The 14,824-nt window shown below is 69.7% G+C and carries 13 protein-coding genes; 12 read left to right on the top strand and 1 reads right to left on the bottom strand.

Annotation, left to right across the window (positions count from 1 at the left end):
* Window positions 1-243: 243 nt before the first annotated feature.
* Window positions 244-2,937 carry a LuxR C-terminal-related transcriptional regulator gene (locus KVT39_RS16550; RefSeq protein ID WP_217589630.1) on the bottom strand — a complete coding sequence of 898 codons (2,694 nt, stop codon included), beginning with the start codon at window positions 2,935-2,937 and terminating at the stop codon, window positions 244-246.
* A gap of 250 nt (window positions 2,938-3,187) precedes the next feature.
* Here KVT39_RS16550 and KVT39_RS16545 point away from each other — a divergent pair, with 250 nt between their 5' ends.
* The 12 genes from KVT39_RS16545 to KVT39_RS16490 all read left to right on the top strand — a co-directional run bounded on the left by KVT39_RS16545 (window position 3,188) and on the right by KVT39_RS16490 (window position 14,526).
* Window positions 3,188-4,120: a universal stress protein gene (locus tag KVT39_RS16545; RefSeq protein ID WP_217589628.1), complete on the top strand. Its 933-nt coding sequence runs from the start codon at window positions 3,188-3,190 to the stop codon at window positions 4,118-4,120.
* An 18-nt stretch (window positions 4,121-4,138) separates the two neighbouring features.
* Window positions 4,139-5,119 (top strand): quinone oxidoreductase, encoded by a 981-nt coding sequence (locus tag KVT39_RS16540; protein ID WP_217589626.1) that lies wholly within the window; start codon window positions 4,139-4,141, stop codon window positions 5,117-5,119.
* A 10-nt stretch (window positions 5,120-5,129) separates the two neighbouring features.
* Entirely contained in the window at window positions 5,130-5,978 is an 849-nt protein-coding gene (locus KVT39_RS16535; protein WP_175749416.1) for a TauD/TfdA family dioxygenase, read from the top strand.
* Window positions 5,979-6,095: 117 nt separating this feature from the next.
* The gene (locus KVT39_RS16530) at window positions 6,096-7,151 is read left to right on the top strand and encodes a 3-keto-5-aminohexanoate cleavage protein (protein ID WP_217589624.1); all 1,056 of its coding nucleotides are present in this window, start codon (window positions 6,096-6,098) and stop codon (window positions 7,149-7,151) included.
* Window positions 7,152-7,307: 156 nt separating this feature from the next.
* Entirely contained in the window at window positions 7,308-8,633 is a 1,326-nt protein-coding gene (locus KVT39_RS16525) for an MFS transporter (RefSeq protein WP_217589622.1), read from the top strand.
* A 17-nt stretch (window positions 8,634-8,650) separates the two neighbouring features.
* The gene (locus tag KVT39_RS16520; RefSeq protein ID WP_217589620.1) at window positions 8,651-9,226 is read left to right on the top strand and encodes an alpha/beta hydrolase; all 576 of its coding nucleotides are present in this window, start codon (window positions 8,651-8,653) and stop codon (window positions 9,224-9,226) included.
* 307 nt (window positions 9,227-9,533) lie between these two features.
* Window positions 9,534-10,709: an ABC transporter substrate-binding protein gene (locus KVT39_RS16515; protein WP_217589617.1), complete on the top strand. Its 1,176-nt coding sequence runs from the start codon at window positions 9,534-9,536 to the stop codon at window positions 10,707-10,709.
* Between the two features lie 49 nt (window positions 10,710-10,758).
* Window positions 10,759-11,838, top strand: a complete 1,080-nt coding sequence (locus KVT39_RS16510; protein ID WP_217589615.1) for an ABC transporter ATP-binding protein — start codon at window positions 10,759-10,761, stop codon at window positions 11,836-11,838.
* A gap of 37 nt (window positions 11,839-11,875) precedes the next feature.
* A complete protein-coding gene (locus KVT39_RS16505; protein ID WP_034184195.1) occupies window positions 11,876-12,745 on the top strand; it encodes an ABC transporter permease in 870 nt (289 codons plus the stop codon).
* Window positions 12,745-13,668, top strand: a complete 924-nt coding sequence (locus KVT39_RS16500) for an ABC transporter permease (RefSeq protein ID WP_034184196.1) — start codon at window positions 12,745-12,747, stop codon at window positions 13,666-13,668. The genes KVT39_RS16505 and KVT39_RS16500 overlap by 1 nt, the downstream gene beginning before the upstream one ends.
* Before the next feature lie 149 nt (window positions 13,669-13,817).
* Window positions 13,818-14,255 (top strand): hypothetical protein, encoded by a 438-nt coding sequence (locus tag KVT39_RS16495; RefSeq protein ID WP_217589613.1) that lies wholly within the window; start codon window positions 13,818-13,820, stop codon window positions 14,253-14,255.
* Window positions 14,218-14,526 (top strand): hypothetical protein, encoded by a 309-nt coding sequence (locus KVT39_RS16490; protein ID WP_131948856.1) that lies wholly within the window; start codon window positions 14,218-14,220, stop codon window positions 14,524-14,526. The genes KVT39_RS16495 and KVT39_RS16490 overlap by 38 nt, the downstream gene beginning before the upstream one ends.
* Window positions 14,527-14,824: the final 298 nt, after the last annotated feature.

Below are 14,824 nucleotides of genomic sequence, written 5' to 3'. Positions count from 1 at the left end.
CGGAAAGACTACGCAACGGCGGGCGGCCGCTCCCCCCCATGCACGGGGGGCAGGGTTGCGGAGAATCGAACGGGGTTAGGGCCCGTTCACGCCAATAACGGGCTTGCGAACGTGCGTTTCAGCCCGTCCCCGAAGGGGACTTCCTTTGGGCGCGAGCAAGGAGAGAGGAAGCGCAATGGCCGCAGCTATTGCAGCGACGAACGACGCCGCAATGCGGGCGGAGCAGGTCGTTTCAGGCCCGCGTCATGGCGCGTTTTCGAGCAGCCCGAGCACCAGTGCGCGGCGCACCGCATGCTTGCGCGAGCTGGCGTCGAGCTTGCCGAACAGGTTCTTCAGGTGCCACTTCACGGTTTCCTCGCCGACGGCGAGCGCGACCGCGATTTCCTTGTTCGACAGGTTGCGCGCGAGCAGTTCGAGAATCGCGCGCTCCTTCGGCGTCAGCACGACGCTCGGCACCGCGCGCGGGCTGGCCGCGCCGCGCGGTGCGGGCGGCACGATGCGCGGCTGCGGCAGCGCGTGCCGCGCGGGGCCGTCGCCGGCGGCCGCCTCGTCGCCGACGCGGCGCGCCCAGTCGGCAACGGCCGGATGCGCGTCGGCGAGCGTGCGCGTGAGCCCGAACATGTCCGCGAGGTTCATCGCCTCGTCGAGCAGCGCGCGGCCGCCGTGCCCCGACTGTTCGAGCGCGAACGCGCTGAGCGCCATGATCTCGATGCGCTCGCGCCCCATGCTCATTTCGCGGGCCAGCACGGCCGCTTCGTCGAGCGCCGCGCACGCGTCGTCCCAGCGGCGCGCGGCGAGCGCCGCGCCCGCATGCGCGGTCGCCTGCAGCAGCACGACGGGGCGTCGCCACAGCGGCCCGTGCGACGGAAACTCGGCGGCGGCGATCGCGTCGATGCGCTCGACGAGCGCATGGCAGGTCGCCTCGCGATAGCGCGCCGCGTGAATCCGCACCTGCTCGGCGAGACTCGCGACCGACAGGCGCGGCAGCCGGCGCGCGACGCCCATCGCGTCGAGTGCTTCGAGCAGGTCGATCGCGCGGTGCTCGACGCCGCGCAGCAGCGCGATGCGCGCGGCGGTGCGATAGCCGAGCAGCACGGTGTCGGGCGTGCCCGCGTGTTCGAGCACGTCGAGCCGGTTCGCGAGCAGCGCGGCGGCCTGGTCGACGCGGTCGGCCTCGTAGGCGATCGCCGCGCACATCGCCGCGAGCATGCAGGTCAGCGGATGGCGGCGGCCGAGATCGGCTTCCGCGCGTGCCAGCGCCGGCGACAGCGCGTCGTCGGCGAGCCGGATCTGGCCTTCTCGCAGGTAGCTCAGGCCCGTGATCAGCTCGCCCCAGCGCGCGACGTAGCCGAACCCGGCCGCCGTCTCGCCGCGCGGCGCGGCCTGCTGGAAGCGGCGCGCCTGCGCCGGTTCGCCGACGATGATCGCGCGTGCCGCCAGCCGGTTCGCGTGCATCTGCGCGAGCCACGTCGCCGCCGGCGGCGTGAAGTCGGCCCACGGTTCGAACAGTTCGACGAAGCGATCGATTTCGTCGGCGTAGTACGCGGCCGCGCTGAGGATCAGCGCGCATTCGTAGCGCATCGCGGCCGGCGTGCCGGAGTCGGCCAGGATGCCCGCGATCTGCCGCTGCGCCTCGACATGGCGCTCGCCGAGCGCCAGCGCCCAAGCGACCGCAATCCGCAGCGTCGGGCGCTTGTCGAGCTCCGCGTCGGGCAGCAGCGCGAGCCAGTCGAGCACGTCGTTGATGCGGCCCTGCTTGATCGCATCCTCGAGGCAGCGCTGCGCGAGCGCATACGCGGTCTCGACCTGGCCGGCCGCATACGCGTGGCGCGCGGCTTCCTCGGTCATCCCGTGCGCGTCGAGCCACGCGGCCGCGCGCGCATGCAGCACGCTGCGCTCTGCTTCCGGGCCCGCGGCCAGGCGGTCGCGCAGCGTGTCGCGCACGAGCGGATGCAGCCGGCACCAGTCCGAATCGTCCGATGCAATGAACAGCGGCGTGTCGCGCGTGAGCCGCGCGAGCCGGTCGGGCGCGCCCGCGTCGTCGAGCAGCGCGGCGCACAGCGACGGATGCAGCCGATCGGCGACGCTCGTGCGCGTCAGGAACGCGGTGTCGTCGGCCGACAGGTTCGCGAGCAGCAGCTCGACGAGCCGGTCGCGCGTGCCGTCCACGCGCGCGGCGAGCGCGTCGACGGCCTGGCGCGGATCGGCCGAGCGCGCCATCGCGGCCATCGCGAGCTGCAGCCCGAGCGGCCAGCCGTCGACGCGTTCGAACAGCCGCGCGCACGCATCGGCGTCGACGCGCTGCGCAAAGCGCGCGCCGACCAGCTCGATCGTCTCGTCGAGCGTGAAGCGCAGCCAGTCGGCGCCCGCGAGCGTGCATTGGCCGCCGGCGAGCAGGTCGCCGGCCGCGTGATCGAGCCCGCGCCGCGCCGCGACGACCACATGCAGGTTTTGCGGCGCGTTGTGCAGCACGTAGGTCAGCGCGTCGAGGCCGGCGGCCGGCAGCCGCTCCGCGTCGTCGACGATCAGCAGCGCGTCGATCGACAGTTGCGCGACTTCGGCCAGCCACGCGGTCAGGCCGTCCAGCGCGCGCGCCGCGCCGCCCGGGATCAGGCGTCCGAAGCCGGGCCGCGCGCAGCCGGTGCGCACCGCCTGCACGAGCCCCTGCAGCAGCCGCGGCGCGTCGTCGCGCTCGTCGGCCGACAGCCACACGACCGCCCGGCCGAGCGCGAGGGTTTCGCGGCGCCATTGCGCGAGCAGCGACGTCTTGCCGTAGCCGGCCGGCGCCTGCACGAGCGTGACCGGACGACCGTCGAACGCCGGTGCGGCGAGGCTCAGCCGCGCACGGGCAAGCAACTGCGCCGGCACGCGCGGCGCGGTCGTCTTCAGGACCAGTTCGGTGGGGGGCGCGTCGGCGCGATCGGGTGGGTGGGCCATCGGGGCAGCAGTCGGAGTCCGGCGGTGCCGTGCGGGCCAGCGTCCGGGGTGGGCGTGGGGGCAAGGATCGTTCGAACCGCGTTCGCGCGTCAATCCCCCCCGCGACGAGTGGGGCCGCACCGGCGCCGCGCCGATAGCATGGGTTCCTATGCATGACGAATGACGAACGCCACGAGGAGGGCACCCATGAAGATCGTATCGACCGGCGCGCGGCGCAGCGCGCCGACCGCCGGATAAGCGGAGCGGCGCGATGTACCGCCATCTGCTCGTGACGGTCGACGGCGCGCCCGGCGGCATCGACGCGATCGGCCATGCGCTCGAACTGGCCCGTGCGGTCGGCGCGCGGGTCACGTTCGTGCTGCCCGGCACCGCGCCGGACTCGCGTTTATCCGGAGCGCGGCTGCCGGAACACGGTGCGAAAGTGGAAGCCGCCGCACGGGCGCAGGGTCTGTCCCATGCGATCGCGGGGGCCGGCCATCCGGGGGCCGGCCACCCGGCGGCCGGCGACGCATCGCCCGGCTCGCTTGCCGTCGAGCTCGGCTGCGACCTGATCGGCGTCGCGGCGCTGCCGCACGATGCCGATGCGGCAACCTGCGCGCAGCGGCAGCAGCTGCTGGCGACGAGCGGCGTGCCGGTACTCGTATGCACGTCGCAGCGCTCGCCGGCCGAGGCGCGCGTGATGGCGCGCTGCCTCGATGCGCATCGCGCGGTCGGCGTGCTGCTGGAAATGCTGATGGCGTGCGGTGAATGCGCGAACGGGCCACGGCAGCAAGCGGTCGATGCGCGCGCTGCGCTGGCATCGCTCGCAGCGCTGCAGCACGCGCGGTTCGGCACGGCCGCCGAAGCGCGGCTGTTCGCGGCATTGCGTGCCCGTGCGGAGTGCGTCGCGGCTGAACTGGACGAACTCGACCGCCAGCGGCAGCGCGACGCGCAAGCGCTCGACGCACTGGCGCGGACCGCCGAGGACGGGCTGCCGTCGGCCGAATTCGACACGGCGCTCGCGCGCTATGCACACGGCGCGTTCGAGCAGATGGGGCGGATGGAAGGCGTGATTTTCCCGGCCGCGCGGCGCTACCTGGGCGACGCCGACTGGGCCGAGCTGGACGAGCCGCAGGCGGGCGGCGCAGCCGCGACGCCGCCGGGCGCGAACGAACCCGACGATGCGCGACGCGCATCCGACTGACACCATACGGAGAACAAGATGGCACATGCAGTGCGATTCCACGAAACCGGCGGCCCCGACGTGCTGCGCTGGGAAGCAGTCGACGTCGGCGACCCGGGCCCCGGCCAGGTGCGCCTGCGGCACGAGGCGGTCGGCCTGAACTTCGCCGATACCTATTTCCGCAGCGGCCTGTATCCGGTGCCGTTGCCGTCCGGCATCGGCGTCGAGGCGGCCGGCGTGGTCGAGGCCGTCGGCCCCGGCGTGACGAACGTCGCCGCCGGCGATCGCGTGACCTACACGGGCTTCATCAACACGCTCGGCGCGTACAGCACCGAACGGTTGATCCCGGCCGCGCCGCTGACCCGGCTGCCGGACGGCATCGCGTGCGACACCGCCGCGGCGATGACGATGCGCGGGCTGACCTCCGCCTACCTGCTGCGCCGCATCCATGCGTTCGCGCCGGGCGACACGCTGCTGCTGCACGCGGCCGCCGGCGGCGTCGGGCTGATCGTGTCGCAATGGGCGAAGCTGCTCGGGCTCAAGGTGATCGGCACCGTGTCCAGCGAACACAAGGCCGACATCGCCCGCGCGCACGGCTGCGACCATACGATCGACTACAGCCGCGAGGATGTCGCGACACGCGTGCGCGAACTGACGGCCGGCGCCGGTGTCGACGTCGTGTTCGACAGCGTCGGCAAGGACACCTTCGAAGGCTCGCTCGATTCGCTGAAGCGGCGCGGGCTGATGGTATGCGTCGGCACCGCGTCGGGCCCGATCCCGCCGTTCGATCCGCAACGCCTCGCGATGAAGGGCTCGCTGTACCTGACGCGCCCGGCGCTGGCCGACTATATCGCCGACCCGGCCGAGAAGAACGACCTGGCCGGCGAACTGTTCGCGCATGTCGCGGCCGGCCGCATCCGCATCGAGATCAACCAGCGTTATGCGCTGCAGGACGCCGCGCAAGCCCACCGCGATCTCGAATCGCGCAAGACGACCGGTTCGTCGGTGTTCATCGTCTGAGGAGACGCGCATGCGAGTCGAACCCCTGACCTGCGCGATCGGCGCGGAACTGCTGGATGTGAGCCTCGCCGACGCCGTGCATGACGACGGCCTGTTCGCCGAGATCCGCGCGCAGCTGCTCCGGCATCGCGTGCTGTTCCTGCGCGACCAGGACATCACGCGCGCCGAGCACGTCGCGTTCGCGCGGCGCTTCGGCGAACTCGAGGATCACCCGGTCGCCGGCAGCGATCCCGAGCATCCGGGGCTCGTGCGGATCTACAAGTCGCCCGACCAGCCGAACGACCGCTACGAGAATGCGTGGCACAGCGATGCGAGCTGGCGCGTGGCGCCGCCGTTCGGCTGCGTGCTGCGCTGCATCGAAGGTCCGCCGGTCGGCGGCGACACGATGTGGGCGAACATGGTGCTCGCGTACGAGCGCCTGCCGGAACACGTGAAGCAGCAGATCGGCGACTTGCGCGCGCGCCACAGCATCGAGGCCAGCTTCGGCGCGGCGATGCCGATCGACAAGCGCCTCGCGCTGAAGGCGCAGTATCCGGACGCCGAGCATCCGGTCGTGCGCACGCATCCCGAAACCGGCGAGAAGGTGCTGTACGTGAATGCGTTCGCGACGCATTTCACGAACTTCCACACGCCCGAGCGCGTGCGCTTCGGGCAGGACGCGAACCCCGGCGCCGGCCAGTTGCTGCAATACCTGATCAGCCAGGCCTACATCCCCGAATACCAGGTGCGCTGGCGCTGGAAGAAAAACAGCGTCGCGATCTGGGACAACCGCAGCACCCAGCATTACGCGGTGATGGACTACCCGCCGTGCGTGCGCAAGATGGAGCGCGCGGGCATCGTCGGCGACGTGCCTTTCTGAGCGCGCCCGCACCGTAATCGATTCGCAACCCCACACAACGCGCCGGGCCCGCCGCCCGGCGCGGCGGGATACGCACGCCCGTACGCCCGAATACAACGATTTCCACTGGAGGACGACATGCAATTTCTCGACGATTCGCTGCACCCGGAAAACCAGGACAAGGTAGTCATCACGGTCGCGCCGTACGGCCCCGAATGGATGCCCGCCGATTTTCCGGAAGACATTCCGGTGACGATGGACGAGCACGTGCAGAAGGCCGTCGACTGCTACAACGCGGGTGCGACGGTGCTGCACCTGCACGTGCGCGAGCTCGACGGCAAGGGCAGCAAGCGGCTGTCGAAGTTCAACGAACTGCTCGGCCGGTTGCGCGACGCGGTGCCCGACATGATCCTGCAGGTGGGCGGCTCGATCTCGTTCGCGCCGGAAGGCGACGGCGCGGAAGCGAAATGGCTGTCCGACGACACGCGCCACATGCTCGCCGAGCTGAGCCCGAAGCCAGACCAGGTGACGGTCGCGATCAACACCGTGCAGATGAACATCACCGAGCTGATGAACCGCAAGGACATCGCCGGCACGTCGCTGAACGAAACCGCGTTGTGGGACGCGTACCGCGAGATGACCGTGCCGGCCGGCCCCGGCTGGGTCGACGAACACCTGCGCCGGCTGCAGGCGGCCGGCATCCAGCCGCATTTCCAGCTCACCGGCATGCACGCGCTCGAAACGCTCGAACGGATCATCCGCCGCGGCGTCTATCGCGGCCCGCTGAACGTCACGTGGGTCGGCATCGGCGGCGGCTTCGACGGCCCGAATCCGTACAACTTCATGGAATTCGTGCGGCGCTGCCCGGACGGCGCGTGCATCACGCTCGAATCGCTGATGAAGAACGTGCTGCCGATCAACACGATCGCGATGGCGCTGGGCCTGCATCCGCGCTGCGGGATCGAGGACACGATCATCGACCAGAAGGGCAACCGCATGACGTCGGTGCAGCAGGTCGAGCAGTGCGCGCGAATCGCGCGCGAACTCGGCCGCGACATCGCGACCGGCAAGGAAGCGAAGGCGATCTATCGGATCGGCGTGCAGTACGACGGTATCGACGAAACGCTCGCGCAGCTCGGGATGGCGCCGAACCGCCGGCCGGGCCAGGTGAGCGTGCCGCTGCGCGCGGCCTGACGCGCCGCGCATCCGGGCGGCCCGCGAGCGCCGTCCGCCGATCGATGTGGTGCGGCACCCACCCTCGCGCAGCGCGCGAGGCAAGCTCCGACGAACGGAGCGGGGCCGCGCAAGCCGCGCCGGCGCGTTGCCGCACCGGTGCCGGAGGAGACACGCATGTTGATTCATCATGTCGAGCCGTCGCTGCAGGATCTGGCGGCCACCGAGCGGCGCGCGCCTGCGTACGCGTGGCTCGTGTTCGGGCTGACCGTCGGCCTGCTGCTGTCGGACTACATGTCGCGGCAGGTGCTCAACGCGGTGTTTCCGCTGCTCAAGCACGCGTGGAACCTGTCGGACACGCAGCTCGGTTCACTGTCCGGCGTCGTCGCGCTGCTGGTCGGCCTGCTGACGTTTCCGCTGTCGGTGCTCGCCGACCGCTTCGGCCGCGTGCGCAGCATCGTGTTGATGGCCGCGTTGTGGAGCGTCGCGACGCTCGGCTGCGCGCTGTCGACCAACTACGCCGAAATGCTGGTGGCGCGCGGCCTCGTCGGGCTCGGCGAAGCCGCGTACGGCAGCGTCGGCGTCGCGCTGATCCTCAGCATCTTTCCGGCCCGCCTGCGCGCGACGCTGACCGGCGCGTTCATGGCCGGCGGCGCGTTCGGCTCCGTGTTCGGGATGGCGCTCGGCGGGCTGGTCGGCGCGCATCTCGGCTGGCGCTGGTCGTTCGGCGTGATGGCCGCGCTCGGCATCGTCTTGCTCGTCGCGTATCGCTGCGTGGTGACCGAACGGCGGCTCGCCGCGTGCCGCGTCGAGCCGTGCCGGCGCGATGCCGGGCCGCGCGACCTGCGCGGCAGCGTGCGTGCGCTGATGTCCGGGCTGTTCGCGTCGCGCTCGGTGATCTGCGCGTATCTCGGCAGCGGGCTGCACCTGTTCGTGCCGGGCGCGTTGTTCGCGTGGCTGCCGAGCTACCTGAACCGCTACTACGCGATGGCGCCCGACCGTGCCGCCGTGCTCGCGGCCGGCTTCGTGCTGCTCGCGGGCGTCGGGATGGTCGGCTGCGGCATCGTCACCGACCGCGTCGGCCGTGCCGACGGTTCGCGCAAATGGCTGACCGCGATCGCGTATTGCCTGATCACGGGCGTCTGCCTCGCGGTCGCGTTCCGGCTGCCGCCCGGCTCGCTGCAGCTCGCGCTGATTTGCGCGGGCATGCTGGTCGGCGCGGGCGCGTCCGGCGCATCGGGCGCAATGGTCGCGAACCTGACGCCGGCCGCGATCCACGCATCGGCGTTCGCGACGCTCACGCTCGCCAACAACCTGCTCGGCATGGCGCCGGGCCCGCTGCTGACGGGGTGGGTGGCCGATCGCGCCGGGCTCGTCGGCGCACTGCAATGGATTCCCGTCGTGCCGCTCGCGGCCGCCGTGCTGTTCGCGATCGGACGCGCGAGCTACGCGGCCGATCTCGCACGCGTCGAACGCGAACGGCGCGCGACACACCTTTCCTGAACCCTCCCGGAGGCTGCATGACCCTGGCGACCACGCCCACCATCCTGATCGTGCCCGGCTTGCGCGATCACGTCGAAGACCACTGGCAGACGCACCTCGAACGGCGCCTGCCGAACGCACGCTCGGTCGCGCCGCTGGAAGCCGACAAGCTGAGCCGCGCCGCGCGCGTCGCGGCGCTCGACGCGGCGCTGGCCGAGATCGACGGCCCGGTGATTCTCGTCGCGCACAGCGCGGGCGTGATGATCGTCGTGCACTGGGCACGGCAGGCCACGCGCGCGATCCACGGCGCGCTGCTCGCGGCGCCGGCCGATCTCGATACACCGATGCCGGCCGGCTATCCGGCGCCCGATGCGATCGATGCGCACGGCTGGACGCCCGTGCCGACCGCACGGCTGCCGTTCCCGAGCCTCGTCGCCGCAAGCCGCAACGATCCGCTCGCGCGCTTCGAACGCGTCGAGGCGCTGGCGGCCGGGTGGGGCAGCAGGCTCGTCGATCTTGGCGAGGTCGGGCACCTGAACCCGGCGTCCGGGTATGGGGAGTGGCGTGACGCGGAACGGCTGATCGGCGAGGTCGCGGCGCTCGGCGCCGCCTGAGTATCGATCCGCAACGCGCCGGACCCGATCCGGTTCCGGCGCGAACACCCGTCACCGTCGGGCCGCCGCGCGGCTCTGAACCGATTCCATTTCTCCGCTCACTGATATACGACGTCCTAACACAACGCGTAATCGATGCTGCGGCGTTCCACAAAAATCGGTCAGCGCACAAATCGTCAACCAGCGGAAGGTTTTTGTCAGGGAAAGTCCCGCCCCGCGCGTCATGGTTTTTTGTTGACCGACATCGTATAACGCCGTCATGATTTCCCGAAAGAAAGGTCCCATCCACCGACCGAAGCGAGGAGACATGAACACAACCACGATCGCGCGCCGTGCCCGCCGGATTGCCGTCGCGCTGGGCTTCACGCTGACGGCGGCAGGGGCCGCGCCGGCCGTTGCCGCGCCCGTGTCGCTGAACATCGTCGACGTCGCGGGCAACCTGCAGCTCACGCAGAAGGCCATCGAAGCGTTCAGGGAAAAGAACCCGAACCTCGTATCGAACGTCACGTTCACGAATGCGCCGGCGCCGCAGTTGCCGGGCAAGATCAAGGCGATGCAGGCGGCCGGGCGCTCCGACATCGACCTCGTGCTGACGGGCACCGATGCGCTGGCCGCCGGCATCGAGCAGAACCTGTGGCAGAAACTCCTGCCCGACAACGCGGCCGCGTTCCCCGGCGTGCTCGACCGATACGCGCCCGGCCCGCGCAAGATGCAGGATCTCGCGCAAGGCTTCGGCCTCGCCGTCACCTACATGCCGGCCGGCCCGCTGCTCGAATACAACCCGGCGAAGGTGAGCGACCCGCCGAAGACGCCCGACCAGCTGCTCGCATGGTGCAAGGCGCACCCGAACAAGCTGATCTACGCGCGCCCGGCGAATTCGGGCCCCGGCCGCACGTTCCTGATGGGGCTGCCGTACGTGCTCGGCGACAAGAACCCGCAGGACCCGATCAACGGCTGGGACAAGACCTGGGCGTTCCTGAAGGCGCTGAACGACTGCGTCCCGTACTACCCGGGCGGCACGTCGGCCGTGATGAAGGAGCTCGGCGAGGGCACCCGCGACATGACCGTGACCGTCACCGGCTGGGACCTCAATCCGCGCGCGCTCGGCATCGTGCCGGCCGAGTTCCGGGTCCAGGCGTTCGACAACATGACGTGGGTCAACGACGCGCACTACATGGTGATCCCGAAGGGCGTGCCGAAGGAAAAGCTCGACGTGCTGTTCAAGCTGATGAACTTCCTGCTCGAACCGGCGCAGCAGGCGATGACCTACGACGACGGCTATTTCTATCCGGGCCCGGCGGTGAAGGGCGTGACGCTCGAGATGGCGCCCGCGCACAGCCAGGAGGTGATCCGCAAGTTCGGCCGCCCCGAATACGTGAAGCTGCTCGCCGATCGCCCGCACGTGCAGCCGCTCGGCGCGCAGGCGATGGTTGCCGCGTTCCAGAAGTGGGATCGCGAGATCGGTTCGCAGAAATCGAAGTGACGCTTGAACCGGCGGGCGCCGCGGCGCCCGCGTGCATGGAGTTCGCGTAATGAAGCACAGTTTCGAACGCTTGCGGCTCGACGGCGTGTGCCGCAGCTTCACCAATGCGGAAGGCGCACAGGTCGCTGCGCTGAACGGGCTCGACCTCGAGATCCGGCGCGGCGAGTTCATCGCGCTGCTCGGCCCGTCGGGCTGCGGCAAGTCGACCGCGCTGAACTGCATCGCGGGGCTGCAGCCGCTCACGAGCGGCGGCATCTGGCTCGACGACACACGCATCGACGTGCTGCCGCCTGAACGCCGAGGCTTCGGCATGGTGTTCCAGAACTACGCGCTGTTTCCGCACATGTCGGTGCTCGACAACGTCGGCTTCGGCCTCAAGATGCGCGGCATGGCGAAGCAGGAAACGCGGCGGCGCGCGCAGCAGGCGCTCGAACTCGTGCAGCTCGTCGGCCATGAGGGCAAGCTGCCCGGGCAGCTGTCGGGCGGGCAGCAGCAGCGCGTCGCGATCGCGCGCGCGATCGTCATCGAGCCGCCGCTCGTGCTGATGGACGAGCCGCTGTCGAACCTCGACACGAAGCTGCGCATCGAGATGCGCGCGGAGATCCGCCGTATCCACACGCAGCTCGAACGCGCGACGATCTACGTGACGCACGACCAGGACGAGGCGCTGTCGATGGCCGATCGCATCGTCGTGATGAAGGAGGGCGTCGTGCAACAGGTCGCGTCGCCGAAGGACGTCTACACGCGCCCGCACAACCTGCATGTCGCGCGCTTCATGGGCTATCGCAACGTGCTGCCGTTCACGCTCGAAGGGATGGCAGGCGACTGCGTGAACGTCACGGCCGGCGGCGTGCGCCTGACGGGCGTGCCGATGGCCGGCTTCGACGCGAAGGACGTCGTGGTCGCGCTGCGCCCCGACGATATCGAGCGCGCGGACGACGCCGGCGACAACGCGTTCGATGCGACGGTCGAAACGGTCGAGTACGGCGGCCGCGATTCGCTGATCCGCGCGGTCGCGCCGTTCGGTTCGATCTGGGCGCGCGTCGCCGGCGAATTCGCGGAAGGCGAGCGGTTGCGGCTGCGCGTCGCGCCGTCGCGCACGCTCGTCTATGCGGGAGACGCGACATGAGCGGCCCGACCGCAGCGCCGTCCCGCCGGGAGGCCGCATGAGCACGCTCGCGGTCGGCACGCGGCGCGACGCGAAGGCCTGGCTCGTCACGCCCGCGCTCGGATTCATCGTCGCGCTGTTCATCTATCCGTTCGCGTACGGCCTCGTGCTGTCGTTCCAGCCGACGAACGGCGGCGGCGCGCTCGCGAACTACGTGCAGTTCTTCACCGATACCGCGATGTGGCCGACCGTGCTCGTCACGCTGAAGCTCGCGGTACCGGCCACGCTGCTCAACGTCGGCGTGTCGGTGCCCGTCGCGTTCGCGCTGCGTCGTCATTCGCCGTACCAGAAGTTCGTCACGACGCTGCTCGTGATTCCCGTCACGCTCGGCACGGTGCTCGTCGCCGACGGGATGCTCACGTACTTCGGACCGAACGGCTGGTTCCCGCAGGCGCTCCAGGGGCTGCACCTGTACACGGACGAAGTGCGCCTCACGCACAACTACTGGGGCGTGCTGCTGTCGCTGATCGTGTCGGGCTTTCCGTTCGCATTCCTGCTGATGCTGTCGTACATCAGCGGCATCGATCCGACGCTCGCGCGCGCGGCGGCGACGCTCGGCGCGAACCCGTGGCAGCAGTTCCGGCAGATCTACCTGCCGCTGCTCGTGCCGGGGCTCACGATGGCCGCGTGCCTGTCGTTCGTGCAGGCGTTCTCGGTGTTCCCGTCGGCCGTGCTGCTCGGCGCGCCGGCCGGGCCGACGCGCGTGATCTCGATCGCGGCGGCCGAGGCCGCGTTCGAGAGCTACGACTATTCGCTCGCGTCGGCGATCGCGATCGTGATGGGCTTCGTGCAGTTGCTGGTGGTCGCATCGATGCTCGGCGCGCGCCGTTTCTTCTATACGGGGCCGGTGACGGGGGGCAAGGGCTGATGGCGACCGACAATCGTGCCGCGCCGGCCTGGCCGCCGAAGCAGGGTTCGCCCGACGCACGGCCCGTCAATGCGAGGCAACCGCAAAAGATGAGAAGCAACCTCGCCGGCCGTGCGTGGAAGGCGCTCGTCTGGGGGCTGATGGCGTTCTTCCTGCTGAACGTGATGCTGCTGATCGCGACCGTCGCGGTGAACTCGGTCGCGACACGCTGGTTCGGCACGCCGCTGCCGCAGGGCTTCACGCTGCGCTGGTATGCGAAGGCGTGGCAGGACTTCCAGCTCGCGAGCGTGCTGTGGGTGACCGTAGAGGTCGTCGGCGCGGTCGTGCTGTTGTCGATCGCGCTCGGCGTGCCGGCCGCCTATGCGCTCGCGCGCGTGCAGTTTCGCGGCAAGCGCTTCGCGCTGCTGGTGTTCCTGCTGCCGCTGATGGTGCCGCCCGTCACGTACGGGATCCCGATGGCGACCGTGATGTACAAGGTCGGGCTCGCGGGCACGCTGCCGGGCGTGATCCTCGCGAACCTCGTGCCGGCGCTGCCGTTCGTGATCCTCGTGATGACGCCGTTCATCGAGCAGATCGACCCGAATCTCGAAGCCGCCGCACGCATCTTCGGCGCGAATACGTGGCGCTATTTCCGCTACGTGCTGCTGCCGCTGCTCGTGCCGGGCATGCTCGCGGCGGCGCTGCTCGTGCTGGTGCGCACGATCGGGATGTTCGAGCTGACGTTCTTCACCGCGGGCCCGAGCACGCAGACGCTCGTCGTCGCGCTGTATTACGCGGTGTTCTCGACCGGCGTGCGTGCGCCGCAGTCGATCGACGCGATGGCGATGATCTACATGGCCATCACGCTCGTGTGGGTCGTGATCGCGCTGCAGTTCGTGAGCCCGACGCAGCTCGTCAGCCGCGTGAAGCAGGAGCGGCAGTAGGCACGGTCGCGCCGTGCCGCCGCGCGTCCGTGCAATTGGTTACAAATGGATACCGCGAACGACACGCGGACGTTGCAGACTACGCGGCATACCGGCCCGGCGAACGTGTTCCCGCGCGCCACCCGACATTTGCTCGACAACGGATCTCCATGAAGTTTCAAACGCTGCTGACACTCGGCTGTGCCTCGACGCTGCTGGCCGCCTGCAACCTGCTCCACGACGGTCCCGGATCGAACGACGTCGACGCCGCGGTGCGCCGCGCACTCGAAGCGGAAAACCACGGCGGCCTGAACGCGCTGTTCGGCCAGCCGCTGCCGGTGTCGGCCGATGTCGTGTCGGCGAAGCCGGACGGCGACTGCAAGAAGCTCGGCGATCGCACGTATTCGTGCGACGTCGTCGTCACGTGGCGCAATGCCGATTACTCGCCGTCGCGCGCGAACCTGACCTTCGTGAAGGCCGCCGACGGCTCGTGGCAGACGTCGGGCGTCGACGCGGCGCTCGCGACCAGCACCGCGAAGTCGCTGATCGACCAGATCGGCAAGGCCTGGCATGGCGACGCGGCCAGCGGTGCGTCGGCACCGAAGTGACGCCGCCGCGGCGTCGTTCGCCGTCTGTTCCGGCGCGCCGCGGATTCCGGTTTTACCATCCAACGATCAGGACATCCGCGCCGGGCAGGCGAGCTTCTCCGACGTATTGCTGGTCGGGGAGGCCGGTTCCGTTTTCGAATCGGGACCGGATCGCGCCACCGCCGCGCACATTCATCGCGATTCGAATAAGCGAATTCAAGAAAAAGAATGGCGGATTAAAAATCGAATCGAAATTCTGAAAGCAAAACATAATGCAGCCTCCGTGCGATAACGTTCCCGCGCGTGAAGCGCAATGCCGTCGATAATCCGCGTTTAATCGCCCTCCGGCTTGCAGTCGCATTTGATGCAACCTATATATATGACTAATCGCCTCGTGCCGCGTCGGTAATCCGGCATGCGGCGGGCATGACCAGATCAAGAAACCGGGGGCGGAGGGGGAACCCAGCATGGGCAATAGCGTGTCTGTCGCACGAATGTGTTCGGCTACCCGGTTTCCGCATGTATTGCGCGCGCTTGCTTGTGCCGATTGCCGGCCGTTTGCGCCGATCGTTCGATCCCCGAGCCGGTGC

Source organism: Burkholderia sp. GbtcB21, from assembly GCF_019091065.1.
Taxonomy (GTDB): Bacteria; Pseudomonadota; Gammaproteobacteria; order Burkholderiales; family Burkholderiaceae; genus Burkholderia; species Burkholderia pyrrocinia_C.
Note: the sequence above shows the minus strand (reverse complement) of the source record. Positions and strands in the feature narration are given on the sequence as shown.